This window comes from Aeromonas sp. QDB14, from assembly GCF_027707845.1.
GTDB classification, from domain to species: domain Bacteria; phylum Pseudomonadota; class Gammaproteobacteria; order Enterobacterales; family Aeromonadaceae; genus Aeromonas; species Aeromonas caviae.
Map to the genome: position 1 here is coordinate 23,286 of NZ_JAPCJD010000006.1, position 16,089 is coordinate 39,374.

13 protein-coding genes are annotated in these 16,089 nt (G+C 63.9%); 4 read left to right on the forward strand and 9 right to left on the reverse strand.

From position 1 onward, the window contains the following. The first annotated feature begins 2 nt into the window (after positions 1 to 2). On the forward strand, positions 3 to 806 hold the full coding sequence (gene dedD / locus PG887_RS03235; protein WP_029314728.1) for a cell division protein DedD: 804 nt from the start codon (positions 3 to 5) through the stop codon (positions 804 to 806). Between the two features lie 105 nt (positions 807 to 911). On the opposite strand, the gene PG887_RS03240 is transcribed toward dedD, so the two are convergent. The 4 genes from PG887_RS03240 to PG887_RS03255 all read right to left on the reverse strand — a co-directional run bounded on the left by PG887_RS03240 (position 912) and on the right by PG887_RS03255 (position 5,542). After that, positions 912 to 1,256: a TusE/DsrC/DsvC family sulfur relay protein gene (locus PG887_RS03240; protein WP_039038798.1), complete on the reverse strand. Its 345-nt coding sequence runs from the start codon at positions 1,254 to 1,256 to the stop codon at positions 912 to 914. A 112-nt stretch (positions 1,257 to 1,368) separates the two neighbouring features. After that, positions 1,369 to 3,519: a YccS family putative transporter gene (gene yccS / locus PG887_RS03245; protein ID WP_103242955.1), complete on the reverse strand. Its 2,151-nt coding sequence runs from the start codon at positions 3,517 to 3,519 to the stop codon at positions 1,369 to 1,371. A 264-nt stretch (positions 3,520 to 3,783) separates the two neighbouring features. Further along, the gene (locus tag PG887_RS03250) at positions 3,784 to 4,440 is read right to left on the reverse strand and encodes a Bax inhibitor-1/YccA family protein (protein ID WP_010675134.1); all 657 of its coding nucleotides are present in this window, start codon (positions 4,438 to 4,440) and stop codon (positions 3,784 to 3,786) included. Between the two features lie 163 nt (positions 4,441 to 4,603). Next, positions 4,604 to 5,542 (reverse strand): helix-turn-helix transcriptional regulator, encoded by a 939-nt coding sequence (locus PG887_RS03255; protein ID WP_223915835.1) that lies wholly within the window; start codon positions 5,540 to 5,542, stop codon positions 4,604 to 4,606. Positions 5,543 to 5,672: 130 nt separating this feature from the next. Between PG887_RS03255 and PG887_RS03260 the strand changes: the two genes are divergently transcribed. From PG887_RS03260 to PG887_RS22710, 3 genes are all read left to right on the forward strand, one after another. Next, positions 5,673 to 7,829: a TonB-dependent siderophore receptor gene (locus tag PG887_RS03260; RefSeq protein ID WP_223931067.1), complete on the forward strand. Its 2,157-nt coding sequence runs from the start codon at positions 5,673 to 5,675 to the stop codon at positions 7,827 to 7,829. A 97-nt stretch (positions 7,830 to 7,926) separates the two neighbouring features. Beyond that, the gene (locus PG887_RS03265) at positions 7,927 to 8,973 is read left to right on the forward strand and encodes an alpha/beta hydrolase (RefSeq protein ID WP_270821167.1); all 1,047 of its coding nucleotides are present in this window, start codon (positions 7,927 to 7,929) and stop codon (positions 8,971 to 8,973) included. A 193-nt stretch (positions 8,974 to 9,166) separates the two neighbouring features. Continuing rightward, the gene (locus PG887_RS22710) at positions 9,167 to 9,370 is read left to right on the forward strand and encodes a DUF6719 family protein (RefSeq protein WP_395266684.1); all 204 of its coding nucleotides are present in this window, start codon (positions 9,167 to 9,169) and stop codon (positions 9,368 to 9,370) included. A gap of 104 nt (positions 9,371 to 9,474) precedes the next feature. On the opposite strand, the gene prpF is transcribed toward PG887_RS22710, so the two are convergent. The 5 genes from prpF to prpB all read right to left on the reverse strand — a co-directional run bounded on the left by prpF (position 9,475) and on the right by prpB (position 15,723). Further along, the gene (gene prpF / locus PG887_RS03270) at positions 9,475 to 10,674 is read right to left on the reverse strand and encodes a 2-methylaconitate cis-trans isomerase PrpF (RefSeq protein WP_124813461.1); all 1,200 of its coding nucleotides are present in this window, start codon (positions 10,672 to 10,674) and stop codon (positions 9,475 to 9,477) included. Between the two features lie 157 nt (positions 10,675 to 10,831). Continuing rightward, on the reverse strand, positions 10,832 to 13,450 hold the full coding sequence (gene acnD, locus PG887_RS03275) for a Fe/S-dependent 2-methylisocitrate dehydratase AcnD (RefSeq protein WP_185702499.1): 2,619 nt from the start codon (positions 13,448 to 13,450) through the stop codon (positions 10,832 to 10,834). Beyond that, positions 13,450 to 13,602, reverse strand: a complete 153-nt coding sequence (locus PG887_RS03280; RefSeq protein ID WP_185702500.1) for a hypothetical protein — start codon at positions 13,600 to 13,602, stop codon at positions 13,450 to 13,452. The genes acnD and PG887_RS03280 overlap by 1 nt, the downstream gene beginning before the upstream one ends. After that, a complete protein-coding gene (gene prpC / locus PG887_RS03285; protein ID WP_124813462.1) occupies positions 13,602 to 14,759 on the reverse strand; it encodes a bifunctional 2-methylcitrate synthase/citrate synthase in 1,158 nt (385 codons plus the stop codon). The genes PG887_RS03280 and prpC overlap by 1 nt, the downstream gene beginning before the upstream one ends. A gap of 64 nt (positions 14,760 to 14,823) precedes the next feature. Beyond that, positions 14,824 to 15,723 (reverse strand): methylisocitrate lyase, encoded by a 900-nt coding sequence (gene prpB / locus PG887_RS03290; RefSeq protein WP_124813463.1) that lies wholly within the window; start codon positions 15,721 to 15,723, stop codon positions 14,824 to 14,826. Between the last annotated feature and the right edge of the window lie 366 nt (positions 15,724 to 16,089).

A 16,089-nucleotide genomic window follows, 5' to 3' on the forward strand; every position in this document is an offset into this window, starting at 1 on the left:
ACTTGGCTTCGAAGTTTCAAAACAGATTGGTGGGGACCGTCATCTTGGTCGCCCTGGTGGTCATCTTTCTGCCGGACCTGATGGACGGCAACAAGCTGGAGCAGAAGGACGAGGCCTTCGCCAAGATCCCCCTGCGTCCGGAGCTGGAGCCCGCCAAGCCTGCGCTTCAGGTCTCGGCGGCGAGCACCCTGCCGGCCGAGCATCTGGCGAGTCAGCAGCAGGCCTCTGCCGCGACCCAGTGGCAGGTAGAGGAGATTGGCGATACCGTGACCCTGGCCAATCAGGGGGGAGCCAATCCAGCGGGAGCCAGTCAGGCTCCCATCACCCAGCAGCAGCCGGTACAGGCCGTGGCGCAACCCAAGCCCCAGCCCAAACCCGAGCCCAAGCCGGAAGTGATCGCCAAGAAACCGGTGGAGCAGCCCAAACCCAAGCCGGTGCCAACCAAGCCGGTAGAGGTGCAAAAACCGGTGGAGGCCAAGCCACAGGCGGGCCAGATCAAGACCATGGATGATCTCATCGCGAGCAAGATGGCCCAGCCGACTACGGCACCGGCAGCAGCCCCGGCTCAGGGGAGCTGGATCCTGCAGCTTGGCGCCTTCAAGAATGCAGACAGCGTCAATGCCCTGGTGAGCAAGCTGAGGGCGGCGGGCTACTCGGCCCAGACGTCGCCGAGAACCCCGGTACAGGGGCAGATCAACCGGGTCTTCATCGGGCCGGATGTCTCCAAGGCCAAGTTGCAGGGCATGCAGAGCCGGATCAGCCAGATGACGGGCTTGAGCGGCTCCGTGGTGGCCTACAACCCCTGACAGGACGATGAAATGAAAAGACCGCGCCTCATGGCAACATGGGCGCGGTCTTTTTTTGTGTCCAACACGGGGGAGGCAGTGTGGCTATCGGGCTGCCGAGGAGGACTAGATGCACTTCACCGGCTTGGGGAGCCCTGCGATCTTGGTGGCCTGCTTGGCGGGGCCTTCCGGGAACAACTTGTAGAGGTAGCGGCTGTTGCCCTTCTCCGGGCCGTACTGCTTTTCCATCGCCTTGACCAGGGCGCGGATGGCGGGGGAGGTGTTGAACTCCAGATAGAAGGCCCGTACGAAACGCACCACTTCCCAGTGGGGATCCTCCAGCACTATCCCCTCTTTCTCGGCCAGCACCAGGGCCAGCGCCTCGCTCCATTGCTCGCTGTGGCGCAGATAGCCTTGGGCATCGGTCTCGATGAGTTGGCCGTTGAACTGCAAATGGTGTGGCTCGGACATGACGCTTCCTCGAAAAGGCTATCTCAATGGGGCGGGCATGGTAGCGCCTTGCGTCCCGTCCGGCAACCGGGGCAGAGCTTGGCGCCTGCCTCGGGCGGGACAGGCCCGGCGGCTATGTCCGGCTAGGTTCGCCCTGACCTGTCAGCAGCTGGCCGTCGTTGGCCAGCATCAGCAGCTCGTCTGCCAACTGGCTGATGAGGGTGAGCTGCTGGCTCAGCATCAGCTGCTCCTCGCTGCTCTCCGGAGCGATGGCCGGACAGGCTCCCGCGAGCGGCGTCGGCATCTCCCCCGCCAGGTGACCGGCGGCCTGCTCCAGGGTCTGGCTGATGTGGCGGCTTATCTCCTCCAGCCCCTCGATGGGCTCGAGTTTGTCGCGATGGGCCCCGAGCGCCGAGATATAGGAGAGCAGGGCATGGTTGCGCCAGGTGAGAGTGAAACAGAGATCCAGGAAGCGGCGGCGCTTGCTCGGCTCCACCAGCATGCTCTGCCAGGCCATGGCCAGCTCGCTGTCGGCGAGGTGGGCACACTTGCGGGCCACCCGGTAGTCCAGGGATTCATCCCGTTGGCGATGCAGGCTGGCGAGTACCGCCGAAAGGTACTTCGCATTGGCGGACAGGGAGTTGGCGATAAGGGTCGGCAACCGCTTGTATTGCCAGTCGGGCCAGAGCCAGGCCACCAGGGCGTAGGAAAGCAGGCAGCCGAGCAGGGTATCGAGCAGGCGGGGTCCCAGGATGGCGAAGCCGATGCCATCCAGCAGGTTGAACGCCATCAGCACGTAGAGGGTGATGAAGCAGACGGCGGCGCTGTAGTTGCTGCGCACCTGGGTGAAAAACAGGAAGGCGGCAAGCCCCATGATCCCCAGTTGCAGGTGCAGCTCGGGGAAGAACCAGAGCACGGGCACGCCGATGAGGATACCGGCGAAGGTGCCGAGCATCCGCTGCACCAGGCGACGGCGGGTTGCGCTGTAGCTCGGCTGGCAGACGAACAATACGGTGAGCAGGATCCAGTACCCCTTGTCCAGGTGAAACGCCTGCAGAATGCCATAGCCCACGACCAGCCCGAGGGAGAGCCGCAGGGCATGGCGAAACACCATGGAGTTCGGGGTCAGGTGCTGCCTGAGCAATGCCAGCAAGGGCAGGGCGACCGGCCGTGCCAGGGGAGGCAGGCTGGTGGGCGGCGCGGCGGGGTTTTGCAGCTCTTCGGCGCTTTGCAGCAACTGGTTGATGCTGGCCAGGTTGCGACGCAGGAACTTCATCGGTGTCAGCAGGGTCTTGGGGTAGTGCTGTTTGAGGTGGGTGAACTCCAGCTGATCGCCGAGGGCCTCCAGAGTCCAGTGAATGCGTTTGTGGTGGGTGTAGGGCTTGTGCACCAGGATGGCGTAGCCAAGCTGCTGACAGGCGTCGGCAAGCTGTGACAGCACCTCCTGGAAGCCGTCGAGGACGATGCCCTGCTTGAGCTCCGCTTCCAGCTTGCTGTAGGGGTAGTGGCTGGAGGTGGCCCGCTCCTGGATCTCCAGGGCAAGCAGGTAGAGGCGCAGCAGGCCCGCGAGCTCGGGGGCAACCCCGTGGCGGCCGGGGGCATGAAGACGGGCATTGAGCGCCGTCTTGGCCTGGTTCAGGGCATTGACCAGGTTGATGTTGAGCTGGGCCAGATTGTGGCGGATGGCCTGGGCGCCGTGTTCGTCAGCCGGGAAGAAGCGGGATTTCTCCTGCAAGTAGCGGGCGAGGGCGAAGTAGCTCTGGGCCAGTTGCTCGTGCAGGGTCTTGTAGGGCAGCAGCCAGAGCCAGACCAGGGACACCAGGCCGTACCAGAGGGCCCCGGCGCACAGGGCCAGCGGCTGATAGAAGAGATCCGGCGCCTTGGCGGCCCCCAGCATGGTGTAGATGGCAATCAGCAGGGAGCCAAAGCTGATGGTGGCGTAGCGCTGGCCGAGGGCACCCACCATGACGAAGATAAAGGTGGAGCCCGCGAGCCCGATGGCAAACAGCCAGGGGGTGGGGAAGAGATACTGTACGCACAATGAGGCAAACAGGAAGCAGAGCAGGGTCATGGCGAGGTTCTTGACCCGGCCCCAGAGGCTGTCGTCGGTCTCGGCGATGGCGCCGGCCACCACCCCGAGGGAGAGCAGCACGGTGAGCTGGATGTCACCGGTTGCCAGCGCGAAGGCGAGCAGCCCCGCGATGGCGAGCAGGACCTTGAGAGCGAAATAGATGTGGCTGTCTGTCAGCAGCCGGCGCAGCAGGCCGGAGAAATCCATCGGCATGCTAGGCACCACCCTTGAACGAGGTGAAATCGATGTGGCAGTCGGTCAGCAGACGGCGCAATAAACCTGAGAAGTCCATGGGCATGGGATGAAGGCAACCCTTGAGCGAAACGAAAGCGACAGCATAACCCGTCGACAGCGAAACGGCCCTGATTTGGATCAGGGCCACTTCGCTTCATATCCTTGATTTGCAACTTATCCTGACAGAAATGGGCGCCAATAAAAACCCCGCCGAAGCGGGGTCTTGTGCATATCAAGCATCCATCAGTTGCGGTTGCCGCCAAGCAGGCTCAGCAGGCTCAGGAAGATGTTGTAGATGGAGACATACAGGGTGACGGTGGCAGAGATGTAGTTGGTCTCGCCGCCGCGCACGATCTGCTGGGTGGTCAGCAAGATGGCGCCGGAGGAGAAGAGCATGAACATGGCGGACAGGGCCAGGCTCAGGGCGCTCATCTGCAGGAAGATGTTGGCGACCATGGCAACCAGCAGTACCCAGAACCCGACGAACAGCATGCCGCCGAGGAAGGAGAGGTCCCGCTTGGTGGTCAGGGCATAGGCAGACAGGCCGAAGAAGGTGAGCGCAGTGCCGCCCAGCGCCGTCATCACGATCTCGCCGCCGCCGTTGTTCATGTACATGTTGATGATGGGGCCGAGGCTATAGCCCAGCAGGCCGGTCAGGGCGAAGGTGAACACCAGCCCCATGCCGTTGTCACGGTTCTTCTCGGTCAGGAACATCAGGCCGTAGACACCGATGAGGAACACGGCCCAGTGCAGGGGCGGCATGTTCATGACGGTTGCTACCCCGGCTACCACGGCTGAGAAGCCAAGAGTGAGGGAGAGCAGCATGTAGGTGTTGCGCAGCACCTTGTTGGTGTCGCGCACGGCACCCTGGGTGCCAGTGTAGATAGAACGGGTATCCATCTTGATGTCCTCTTGATTTCCGGGGTGAAGCGACCAAGTGTGCTTCGTTAACGCATTGTATGCACTGAATGTGTGGATGACGAGCGCTGATTTCAAGCGCCACCCCACCTGCGTGGTGCCTACTATCCCAGAGCAAAGATGTATTGCGCATGAACAAGGAGGCTCAAGGCGTTGCAGAGGGCGCCTGCTCCTGCTCTTTACCCTGTCTGGCGATCCGCGTCGGCGAGAAGCCGAACTGCTTTCTAAACGCCGTGATGAAATTGGCCACATGGTCATAGCCGGCGTGGGCGGCGGCCCCTTGCAGAGAGAGGCTGCGCGCCTCCAGCCTGGCCCGCGCTTCTTGCAGCTTTCGCTGGCGAAGGTAGCGCTGCAGGCTCATGCCCAGCTCTTTTTTTGCGGCCCGCTGCAAGGTGGAGACGCTCATGCCGAGGGTGGCCGCGATCTCGGTCAGGGTCATCTCGTCCACTTTTTCATCCCTGAGCAGCATCTTGAGGCGCGTCGGTTGCTCGTTCTGGCGTTGGCAGCAGGGGGAGGCGGCCTGCTGGAGGTGGGTCATCAGGCTCTCCCAGACACTGAGGGCAAAGGCCTTGCGCATCAGCATCTCGGAGGCGTTCTGGCTGCTGGTGAGATTGAGCGCTTCCGCAATCTGTCCAAGGGCAGCGGGCAGGGTCCAGTCGACGCGGCTCAGATGGCGGCTGAAGGTCTGTGCGAAAGCCTTGCGATGCGCCTGTGCCAGATTGTGGGCGAGCCAGGTGTGGTCCAGGGAGAGGACGATGCTGCGGCTGCGCACCTGGGCTTTGGCCGCCCCCTGCACGATGTCGGGCTCGGTATAGAGGATGGCGGTTGCCACTATGGGGTCGGACTCGTGAAAGCGGCACCCCTTGAGCCTGTGAATGGCGCCATAGGTCATCAGGGCCCGGCTCTCGAGGGGAATGGCGATGATCAACTGCGGCGGCAACTCCCGCTCGGTGGCGAAGTCTGCCTTGTGAACGATGTCCTTGTTGTGAAAGCGAAGACCCTCCTGGATCACCAGGTTCTCCACCCTGCCGGTGAAGCGGCCTCGCTGGCGTGCGCTGGTGTCCCTTGCCACTGTGTCAGTCATGTGCAATTTGACCATGTCGAAGAGTGAAATGACCACACCGCAAAACTGCGGCGGAAGATGGAGTGATATATTAGCCCCCGGAAAATCAAATGAAAATGATTATCATCTCTATCTTGGGGTCACTCTTACTATGGTTGTCTTGAAGGATAAAGCGCGAAGCCCGCTGGCTCTGGCCATCTCTGCCGCTCTGGCCGTCACCGTTGCCGCCCCGGCAGGGGCACACACACCGGACATCAAGCCGGACGAAACCCTGGTCGTCTATGGCAATCCACTCTACGGGATGTCGCCGTCGGAGGAGACGGGAGGCTATGGGGTCGACTCGGCCACCGTCGGCACCAAGACGCCGGCGGCCCTCAAAGACATCCCCCAGTCGATCACCGTGTTGACCAACGACTACATCGAGGAGCGCAACTTCGTGGCGGTGGACGATCTGGCCAAGTTCACGCCGGGTCTGCGCACCCTGGTCAACGACAGCGGTCGCTCCTCCATCTTCTCCCGTGGCTATGAATACGACGAGGTGAACCTCAACGGCCTGCCATCGCCCATGCAGAGCAAGTACGGCACCCTGCCGTCGCTGGCGGCGGTGGATCGGGTGGAGATCATGCGGGGCCCCTCCGGCCTCTTCAACAGCACCAGCGAGCTGGGGGGCGTGATCAACATGGTGCTCAAGCGTCCGACCGACGCTTTCAAGGGCTCGGTCACGGCGCGCTATGGCAGCTGGGACAGGCATTACCTGGAGGCGGACATGGGGGGCGCACTCAACGACGAGGGTTCCCTGCGCGGTCGCGTCGTGGTGGCCAACGCCGACATCAAGAACCAGGTGGACTACAACAACAACGACAACGGTACCTACTACGGCACCCTGGAGTTCGATCTCTCGGATCGCACCCGCCTCTCCGTCTACGCCCTGCACCAGACCAAGGACATCCTGCCCACCAACGGCCTGCCGGCGTACAAGGACGGCTCCCTGCTCGACATCGGCCGCAGCACCTACCTGGGGTCGGCTGAAGACTTCTTCGACGCCGACACCACGGATGTGGGGGCCTCGCTGCAACACGCCTTTGCCAACGGCGGGGTGGGTCAGGTCTCGGCCCGCTACATGGATCACGACATGCGGCTGGAGCAGACCTTCACCAACGGCCCCGTGGACGTGGCGGGCAACACCGGGCTGATGTTCAACGGCCAGGGGAACCAGCAGAAGAACATGGCCTTCGATGCCAACTACAGTCAGATGTTCGATCTGTTGGGGCACAAGAGCGAGTTTGTGCTGGGCTCCGACTACAAGCGCTACGAGTCGGACATCCAGACCTACACCAACCGCAACCTCGGCAAGATCAATGTGTTCGATTTCGACCCGATCCGGGTCGCCAAGCCGGACTACAGCTACACCAAGAATGACCATGAGGAGCAGTCGGAGCTCGGTCTGTATGGCAAGGTGACCTGGCGGCTGATGGAGCCGCTCTCGGTGATCACCGGGGCCCGCGTCTCCTGGTACGATCTGGATGCCGTCAGCACGACCCTGAGTTCTGGAGCCCAGAGCGGCGAGTCCAGTGCGTTCAACGGCAAGCTCACCCCCTACGCGGGGGCCGTCTATGACCTGAGCGACGAACACGCCTGGTATGCCAGCTACTCCAAGGTGTTCAAGCCCCAGACCAGCCAGGACGAGAGCGGCAACTTGCTCAAGCCCCGGGAGGGCAGCCAGTGGGAAACCGGCATCAAGTCCTCGCTGCGTGACGGCCTGCTCAACACCCGGGCGACCCTCTTCCTGATGAAGGACGACAATATCGCGGCCCAGGCCTACGACGATCAGGGCATTGCCATCACCAACACCTACTGGGCGACCGGCAAGGTGGAGACGCAAGGGGTGGAGCTGGAGGCGAGCGGCTATCTCAGCCAGAACTGGATGGTGATGGCCGGCTATACCTTCACCGACATCGAGGAGAAGGCCGGGGATCACAACCCGAAATTCGACACCATCCCCCGTCACGCCCTCTCACTCTGGACCGACTACCACTTGGCCGACTGGGTGCAGGGGCTGCACCTCGGGGCCGGGATGACGGCGGTGAGCGACTACGGCTTCAACCAGAAGGGGGTCGAGACCCATCAGGGGGGCTATGCCCTGTTCGATGCGGCGGTGCGTTACGAGATCAACGACAGGATGCAGGCGACCCTGAACCTCTACAACCTGCTCGACCGGGAGTACTTCTACCGGGTCGGCTCCACCAGCACCTTCAACATGTACGGCGAGCCGGCGAACCTGATGGCAGGCTTCACCTACAAGCTGTAACGGCCGACGACAGCAGGGCCTGCGGGCCCTGTTGTCGTCTCTGTGCGCCACCCTACGGGGGATCCCCAAGGCTGGCGACACAATCCTGGTTCATCCAATGACAAGACTCATCACCCTGCTGCTCACCATGATCACACTCTCTTCTGCCCAGGCAGACATGCTCCACTACGCCCAGCGCTTCACCCACCATTCGGCCCTGCTGGGGGAGACGCGGCAATACAGCGTCTCCCTGCCCCAGGAATATGAACGCGAGCCAGGGGCTCGGTTCCCCGTGCTCTATCTGCTCGACGGGGAGAAGAGTCTGCTGGAGGTTGTCGGCATCACCCGGGCCCTGCGGGCCGGGCTCAATCCGGCTATCCCCCCCCTCATCATCGTCGCAGTGCACAACACCGACCGGATGCGGGATTACACCCCGAGCCACACCATGACCTTGCCCAATGGGGCACCGGCGGGGCCCGGCTATGCCGTGACGGGGGGCGGGCCCCGGTTCTTGCGCTATCTGGGCGAGGAGCTGCGTCCCCTCATCGAGGAGAGGTTTCGGACCCAGGCGCCGGCCCTGCTGGTGGGTCACTCCCTCGGCGGCCTGCTGGCGCTCGATGCACAGGCGCAAGACGGCGGCCAGTTCCAGGGGGTGATCGCCATCGACGCCAGCCTCTGGTTCGATTACCCCCGCAATTACGAGCGCATCGCGTCGGAGTTGACCGGGCCGCTCAAGCACGCCTCCTCGCTGTTCATGGCGGTGGCCAACAACCCCTTCACCCCGGGATTCGGGCGCTCGGCGTTTCACCGGGATCGCCTGCAGCAGTTTGCGCGGCAGGTAGTGGGGGCACCCGGCGCAAACCTGCACGTCACCAGTCGCTACTTCGAGGAGGAGGATCACCACAGCGTCTACCACCCCGCCGTCTATCAGGGACTCCAGTGGCTGTTTCAGGGCTACCGGATGGATCTGGCGCCCGGGCACTTCAGCCGACAGGGGGTGATCGCCCGCTTTGATGCCCTGAACCGCCACCTCGGCAGCGCACTGCGCCCGGAGCTGGGGAGTCTGCGGGACATCAGGGAGAAGGCCGCGCGCTGGCCGCAGATGGCGATCTCCGTGGACGAGGCCGATGCCCTGCTGGCCCACTACTACGGGACGAAGCCGTGAAAAGCCGATATTTTTGCCTGTGTCTGGAATCGTCACAACGGCGCCGGAGACGGGTGTCGGTTCGGCGCCATCCCTGGGTAGACTGCCGAAACGAGGGGCGCCGGGTCGGTGCCCCGACAGAGGCAGGGAGTGAACGATGGCGGTTGCAGGAAAGAGGGGAGGCATGCTGGCTCTGTGGTGCGGCGCACTCCTGATGTCGGGGTGCAGTGGGTTTGCGCCTGCGCCCATTCCCGTCACCTATCTGAGTCAGGATCCGCCCCCAGGCAGGCTGCCCCTTGGGGAGACCGCCTATGTGGATGACGGTCGCTGCCCACCAGGGCAGGTCAAGCGGCTCATCGGCGGGGACGCGAAGCACAATGTGCCAAGAAAGGTGGAGTGTGTGACAAGACCGCAATGATGATGTGATTTTCACAGCCTGAAACATCCAAAAAAGAGCCCTGAGGCAGTCGCCTTGGGGCTCTTTTCGTCTGGCTGGCCTGATCGGTGTGATGCCGCAGCGGGCTAGAAGGCATCTCCAGGGACCCGCACCCAGCCTTCCATCAGGATGCGGGCGGAGCGGGACATCAACGCTTTGGTGACCGTCCACTGTCCCGCGACCTGCTCTGCCTGGGCTCCGACTCTCAGGGTGCCGGAGGGGTGACCAACGCGCACCGCTTCGCGCTCGCCGCCCCCGGCGGCCAGATTGACGAGGGTGCCGGGAATGGCCGCCGCCGTGCCGATGGCCACGGCGCAGGTGCCCATCATGGCGTGGTGCAGCTTGCCCATGGAGAGGGCCCGCACCAGCAGATCGATCTCGCCAGCAATAATCTCCTTGCCGCTGGCGGTGCGGTAATCCTTGGCGGGTGCGACGAAGGCAATTTTCGGGGTGTGCTGGCGGGTGGCCGCCTCTTCGGGGCGCTTGATGAGCCCCATGCGCAGGGCACCGGCAACCCGGATCGCCTCGAAGCGGGCCAAGGCCTCGGGGTCCGTGTTTATCTGCTCGCGCAGCTCGGTGCCCTCATAACCGATGTCCTCGGCGTTGACGAACACCGTGGGGATGCCGGCGCTGATCAGGGTGGCCTTCAAGGTGCCGCTCTTTACAACAGAATCCGGCACCTCCAGCTCGTCTATCAGATTGCCGGTGGGGAAGAGGGCGCCGCCGTCTTCACCCTCGTCGGATGGGTCGAGAAACTCCAGCACGATCTCGGCGGCGGGGAAGGTCACCCCGTCCAGCTCGAAATCGCCTGTCTCCTGCACCTGGCCGTTCGTCACCGGCACGTGGGCGAGGATGGTCTTGCCGATATTGGCCTGCCAGATGCGCACCTCACAGGTGCCGCTCTCCGGGATGCGGGACGGGTCCACCAGGCCGGCGTGGATGGCGAAGGCCCCGGCGCCGGTGGAGAGGTTGCCGCAGTTGCCGCTCCAGTCCACGAATGCCTTGTCGATGGCGACCTGGCCGTAGAGGTAGTCCACATCGTGATCGGGTTGCTGGCTTTTGGAGAGGATCACGCACTTGGCTGTGGAGGAGGTGGCCCCCCCCATGCCGTCCATGTGGGCGCCGTAGGGATCGGGGCTGCCGATGACCCGCAGGAAGAAGGCATCCCGTGCCGGGCCCGGCTGCTGGCAGCGCTCGGGCAGGTCAGATAAGCGAAAGAAGACCCCCTTGCTGGTGCCGCCGCGAAGGTAGGTGGCCGGAATTCTGACTTGTGGTATGTGGGCCATAGAGAGTGTCCTGAAAAGAGTCATGGATCCTGCTCCCTCTGGGAGAAGGTGCCCGAAGGGCGGATGAGGGGGGTTTCCCCTCACCCCAACCCTCTCCCAAAGGGAGAGGGTGCCTTATGCCTTCCCCTTTTTCAAAGGGGCGGAGCGGGGTTGCGATTTAGCTTGCGGCCTTTTGCGCAGCCGACGCCAGGAAATCCTGGGCGAAGCGTTGCAGCACGCCGCCCGCCTCATAGACCGAGACCTCCTCGGCGGTGTCGAGGCGGCAGGTCATGGGCACCTGGATCACTTCGCCGCTGCGACGGCGGATCACCAGGGTGAGATCGGTGTGCGGCTGGCGCTCCCCCACCACGTCGTAGGTCTCGGTACCATCGAGACCCAGCGTGAGGCGGGTGGTGCCCGGCTTGAACTCCAGCGGCAGCACCCCCATGCCGATGAGGTTGGTGCGGTGAATGCGCTCGAAGCCCTCTGCCGCGATCACCTCCACCCCGGCAAGGCGCACCCCCTTGGCCGCCCAGTCCCGGGACGAGCCCTGACCGTAGTCGGCACCGGCCACGATGATGAGGGGCTGCTTGCGTGCCATGTAGGTCTCGATGGCTTCCCACATCCGCATCACTTTGCCGTCTGGCTCGACGCGGGCGAGGGACCCCTTCTGCACCACGCCGTTCACCACCGCCATCTCGTTGACCAGCTGGGGGTTGGCGAAGGTGGCGCGCTGGGCGGTCAGATGATCGCCGCGGTGGGTGGCGTAGGAGTTGAAGTCCTCCTCCGGCAGGCCCATCTTCGCCAGGTATTCCCCCGCCGCGCTGCCGGGCAGGATGGCGTTGGAAGGGGAGAGGTGGTCTGTGGTGATGTTGTCCGGCAACAGCGCCAGGGGCCGCATGCCGCGCAGGGTGCGCTCGCCCGCCAGTGCCCCCTCCCAGTAGGGCGGGCGACGGATATAGGTGCTTTGCGCACGCCAGTCGTACAGGGGCGTCACCTTGGGACCCTGATCCTCTTCCTGGGTGAACATGGGGATATAGACCTGGCGGAACTGGGACGGCTTGACCGACGCCTTGACCACGGCGTCGATCTCTTCATCAGACGGCCAGATATCCTTGAGGCGAATCTCCTGACCGTCCACTACCCCCAGCACATCTTTCTCGATGTCGAAGCGGATGGTGCCCGCGATGGCGTAGGCCACCACCAGGGGGGGCGAGGCGAGAAACGCCTGCTTGGCATAGGGGTGGATGCGGCCGTCGAAGTTGCGATTGCCCGACAGCACCGCCGTGGCGTAGAGGTCCCGCTCGATGATCTCCTGCTGGATGGCGGGATCCAGGGCACCGGACATGCCGTTGCAGGTGGTGCAGGCAAACGCCACGACGCCGAAGCCGAGCTGTGCCAGCTCATCCATCAGCCCCGCCTCTTTCAGGTAAAGCGCGACCGTCTTGGAGCCGGGGGCGAGGGAGGATTTGACCCAGGGCTTGCGCATCAGGCCGAGCCGGTTGGCGTTGCGGGCCAGGAGGCCTGCGGCAATCACGTTGCGCGGGTTGCTGGTGTTGGTGCAACTGGTGATGGCGGCGATGATGACGGCGCCATCGGGCAAGAGGCCGTCAGCCTCCTGGGCACGAGCCTTGTCCAGGTCCACCGCGATTCCGCGCTCGGCCAATGCCGATACCGGCAGGCGACGGTGGGGGTTGGAGGGGCCGGCCAGGGTGCGCACCACGCTCGACAAGTCAAAGTGCAGCACCCGCTCGTACTGGGCGCCCGCCAGGGCATCGGCCCAGAGACCGGCCTCCCTGGCATAGGTTTCCACCAGCCTGACCTGCTCGTCGTCACGGCCGGTGAGCTTGAGGTAGTCGAGGGTCTGCTGGTCGATGAAGAACATGGCCGCGGTAGCACCATACTCCGGCGCCATGTTGGAGATGGTGGCCCGATCGCCGAGGGTGAGGGCGGCGGCGCCCTCGCCACGAAACTCCAGGTAGGCGCCGACTACCTTCTGCTGGCGCAGGAATTCGGTGAGCGACAGCACCAGGTCCGTGGCGGTGATGCCGGGCTGCGGCTTGCCGGAGAGCTCCACGCCGACGATCGAAGGCAGCCGCATCCAGGAGGCGCGCCCCAGCATCACGTTCTCCGCTTCCAGCCCGCCCACCCCCACCGCGATGACGCCGAGGGCATCCACGTGGGGGGTGTGGCTGTCGGTACCGACGCAGGTGTCCGGGTAGGCAATACCGCGGTCCGCGTGGATGACAGGGGACATCTTCTCCAGGTTGATCTGGTGCATGATGCCGTTGCCGGGCGGGATCACCTCGATGTTCTTGAACGCCTGCTTGGTCCAGTCGATGAAGTGGAAGCGATCCTCGTTGCGGCGATCCTCGATGGCGCGGTTCTTCTCGAACGCTTGCGGGTCAAAGCCGCCGCACTCCACGGCGAGGGAATGGTCGACGATGAGCTGCACCGGCACGACCGGGTTCACCTGGGCGGGATCGCCCCCCTGCTCGGCGATGGCGTCGCGAAGGCCCGCGAGGTCCACCAGGGCGGTCTGACCCAGGATGTCGTGACACACCACCCGCGCCGGGAACCAGGGGAAGTCGCGATCGCGCTTGTTGTGCACTATCTGGCCGAGGCACTCGCCGAGGATTGCCGGATCGCATTTGCGAACCAGATTCTCGGCGTGGACGCGGGCGGTGTAGGAGAGCCTGTCCCAGGCGCCGGGAGCGATGGCGTTGACCGCCTCCCTGGCATCGAAGTAGTCGAGCGCCGTGCCGGGCAGGGGCTTGCGATATTGCGTGTTGATCATCACTTGCGCTCCTGATTCTTCTCGGCGTGCACGCGGGCGGTGTAGGAGAGCCTGTCCCAGGCGCCGGGGGCGATGGCGTTGACCGCCTCCCGGGCGTCGAAGTAGTCAAGCTGTGTGCCGGGCAGGGGCTTGCGATATTGCGTGTTGATCATCACTTGCGCTCCTTGAGCGGCACGAACCTGAGATCCTCCGGGCCGACGTAGTTGGCGCTCGGGCGGATTATCTTGCCGTCGATGCGCTGCTCGATGACATGGGCCGACCAGCCGGAGGTGCGGGCGATGACGAACAGCGGGGTGAACATGGCGGTGGGCACCCCCATCATGTGGTAGCTGACGGCACTGAACCAGTCGAGGTTCGGGAACATCTTCTTGACTTCCCACATGGTGGATTCCAGCCGCTCGGCGATATCGAACATCTTGGTGTTGTGCTGCTCCTGGCTGAGGGCGCGCGCCACCTCCTTGATCACCTTGTTGCGCGGATCGGAGACGGTGTAGACCGGGTGGCCGAAGCCGATGACCACCTCTTTTTTCTCGACCCGGGCGCGAATGTCGGCCTCCGCCTCGTCCGGATTCTCGTAGCGCTTCTGGATCTCGAAGGCCACCTCGTTGGCGCCCCCGTGCTTGGGCCCGCGCAGGGCACCGATGGCTCCCGTGATGCAGGAGTACATGTCCGAGCCGGTGCCGGCAATGACGCGGCCGGTGAAGGTGGAGGCGTTGAACTCATGCTCGGCGTAGAGGATGAGGGAGGTGTGCATGGCGCGCACCCAGGAGTCGCGTGGCTTGTGCCCGTGCAGCAGGTGCAGGAAGTGGCCGCCGATGGAATCGTCGTCGGTCTCCACGTGGATGCGTTTGCCGTTGTGGCTGAAGTGGTACCAGTAGAGCAACACGGATCCGAGACAGGCCATCAGCTTGTCGGCGATGTCCCGGGCGCCCGGGTGGTTGTGATCGTCCTTCTCCGGTGACAGGCACCCCAGCACGGAGACGGCGGTGCGCATCACGTCCATGGGGTGGGCAGAGGGAGGCAACTGCTCCAGGGCGGTCCTGACCCCGGTGGGCAGGCCGCGCAGGGCCTTGAGCTTGGCCTTGTAGGCGGCGAGCTCCGCCACATTGGGCAGATGGCCGTGCACCAGCAGGTGGGCTATCTCTTCAAACTCGCAGCTGGTGGCCACGTCCAGGATGTCGTAGCCACGGTAGTGCAGGTCGTTGCCGGAGAGGCCGACGGTGCACAGGGCGGTGTTGCCGGCGGCGCTGCCGGAGAGGGCGACGGATTTCTTCGGCTTGAAGCCGGTGGTTTCGGGCAGGGCGCTCATCACATGTTTCCTCATTCAGTCCGTTGATGCGCCAGCCGCCAGCATAAGGCGGCCGGTCGCCGTCTTATTCCTTGGTCGACAGATCCTGGGTGAACAGCCTGTCCAGGGTCTGCTCGTAGTGGTGGTAACCGAGAAAATCGTAGAGGGACTCCCGGGTCTGCATGGTGTCGACCACGGCGCGCTGGTGGCCGTCACGGCGAAGCGTCTGATAGACGTTGAGGGCGGCCTGGTTGGCGGCGCGGGCGGCGCTCAGGGGGTAGAGCACCATGTCGACGCCATGCAAGGCGAGCGCCTCCTTGTCAAACAGCTCGGTCTTGCCGAACTCGGTCATGTTGGCGAGGATGGGCACTCCGGCCGCCTGCTTGAAGCGATCGTACTGTTCCAGCTCGGTGACCGCCTCGGCGAAGATCATGTCGGCACCGGCCTCCACATAGGCGGCGACCCGCTCCAGGGCCGAGCCCAGTCCTTCCACCGCCAGGGCGTCGGTGCGGGCCATGATGACGAAATGTTCGTCCTGGCGGGCATCCACCGCGGCCTTGATCCTGTCCACCATCTCGGTGACGCTGACCACCGCCTTGTTCGGCCTGTGACCGCAGCGCTTCTGGGCCACCTGATCTTCCATGTGGACGGCGGCCACACCGCCACGCTCGAAGGCGCGGATGGTGCGGGCGATGTTGAAGGCGCCCCCCCAGCCGGTGTCGATGTCCACCAGGAGTGGCACCTGGGTGGCAGCCGTGATGCGTTCGGCATCGATGAGCACGTCATTCATGGAAGTCATGCCGAGGTCCGGCAGGCCATAGGAGGCGTTCGCTACCCCGGCGCCGGAGAGATAGAGGGCCTGGAAGCCGCTGCGCTCTGCCATCAGCGCCATGTAGGCATTGATGGTGCCGACAATCTGCAGGGGCTTTTCGTTGGCCAGGGCCGTGCGAAAACGCTTGCCGGCCGAGGGGGAGAGGTTGGACATGGTGACTCCTTTCATGGGGTGCGTGTCTGCTGGATGTGTAGGGTGAACGGTATTATCTCACACTACGTTTACGTTAACGTCAATTATGCTTAGGTCCAAGGTCGTATCAAGTGTGCTCTCCCCTGACGGACCCCTGGCAACGCCAGCACCACAGACTCGTTGGAACCATTTTTTGGTGTGATGCATCGTGTGGGAGAGCGGTGAACCTGGGAAAATGCCGAGTGTTTTTGGCCAAATCGGGGCTTTTGGGGTCAAAATCTTGCGCGGCGTCAAACAGGATGCAAATTGTGTCTCAGCCATCCTCCCCGACTGGGTCTCTGCGTTGCTTGCCCGTAGGCGTTTGGCTACGCTCAGTGGGTGATCAAA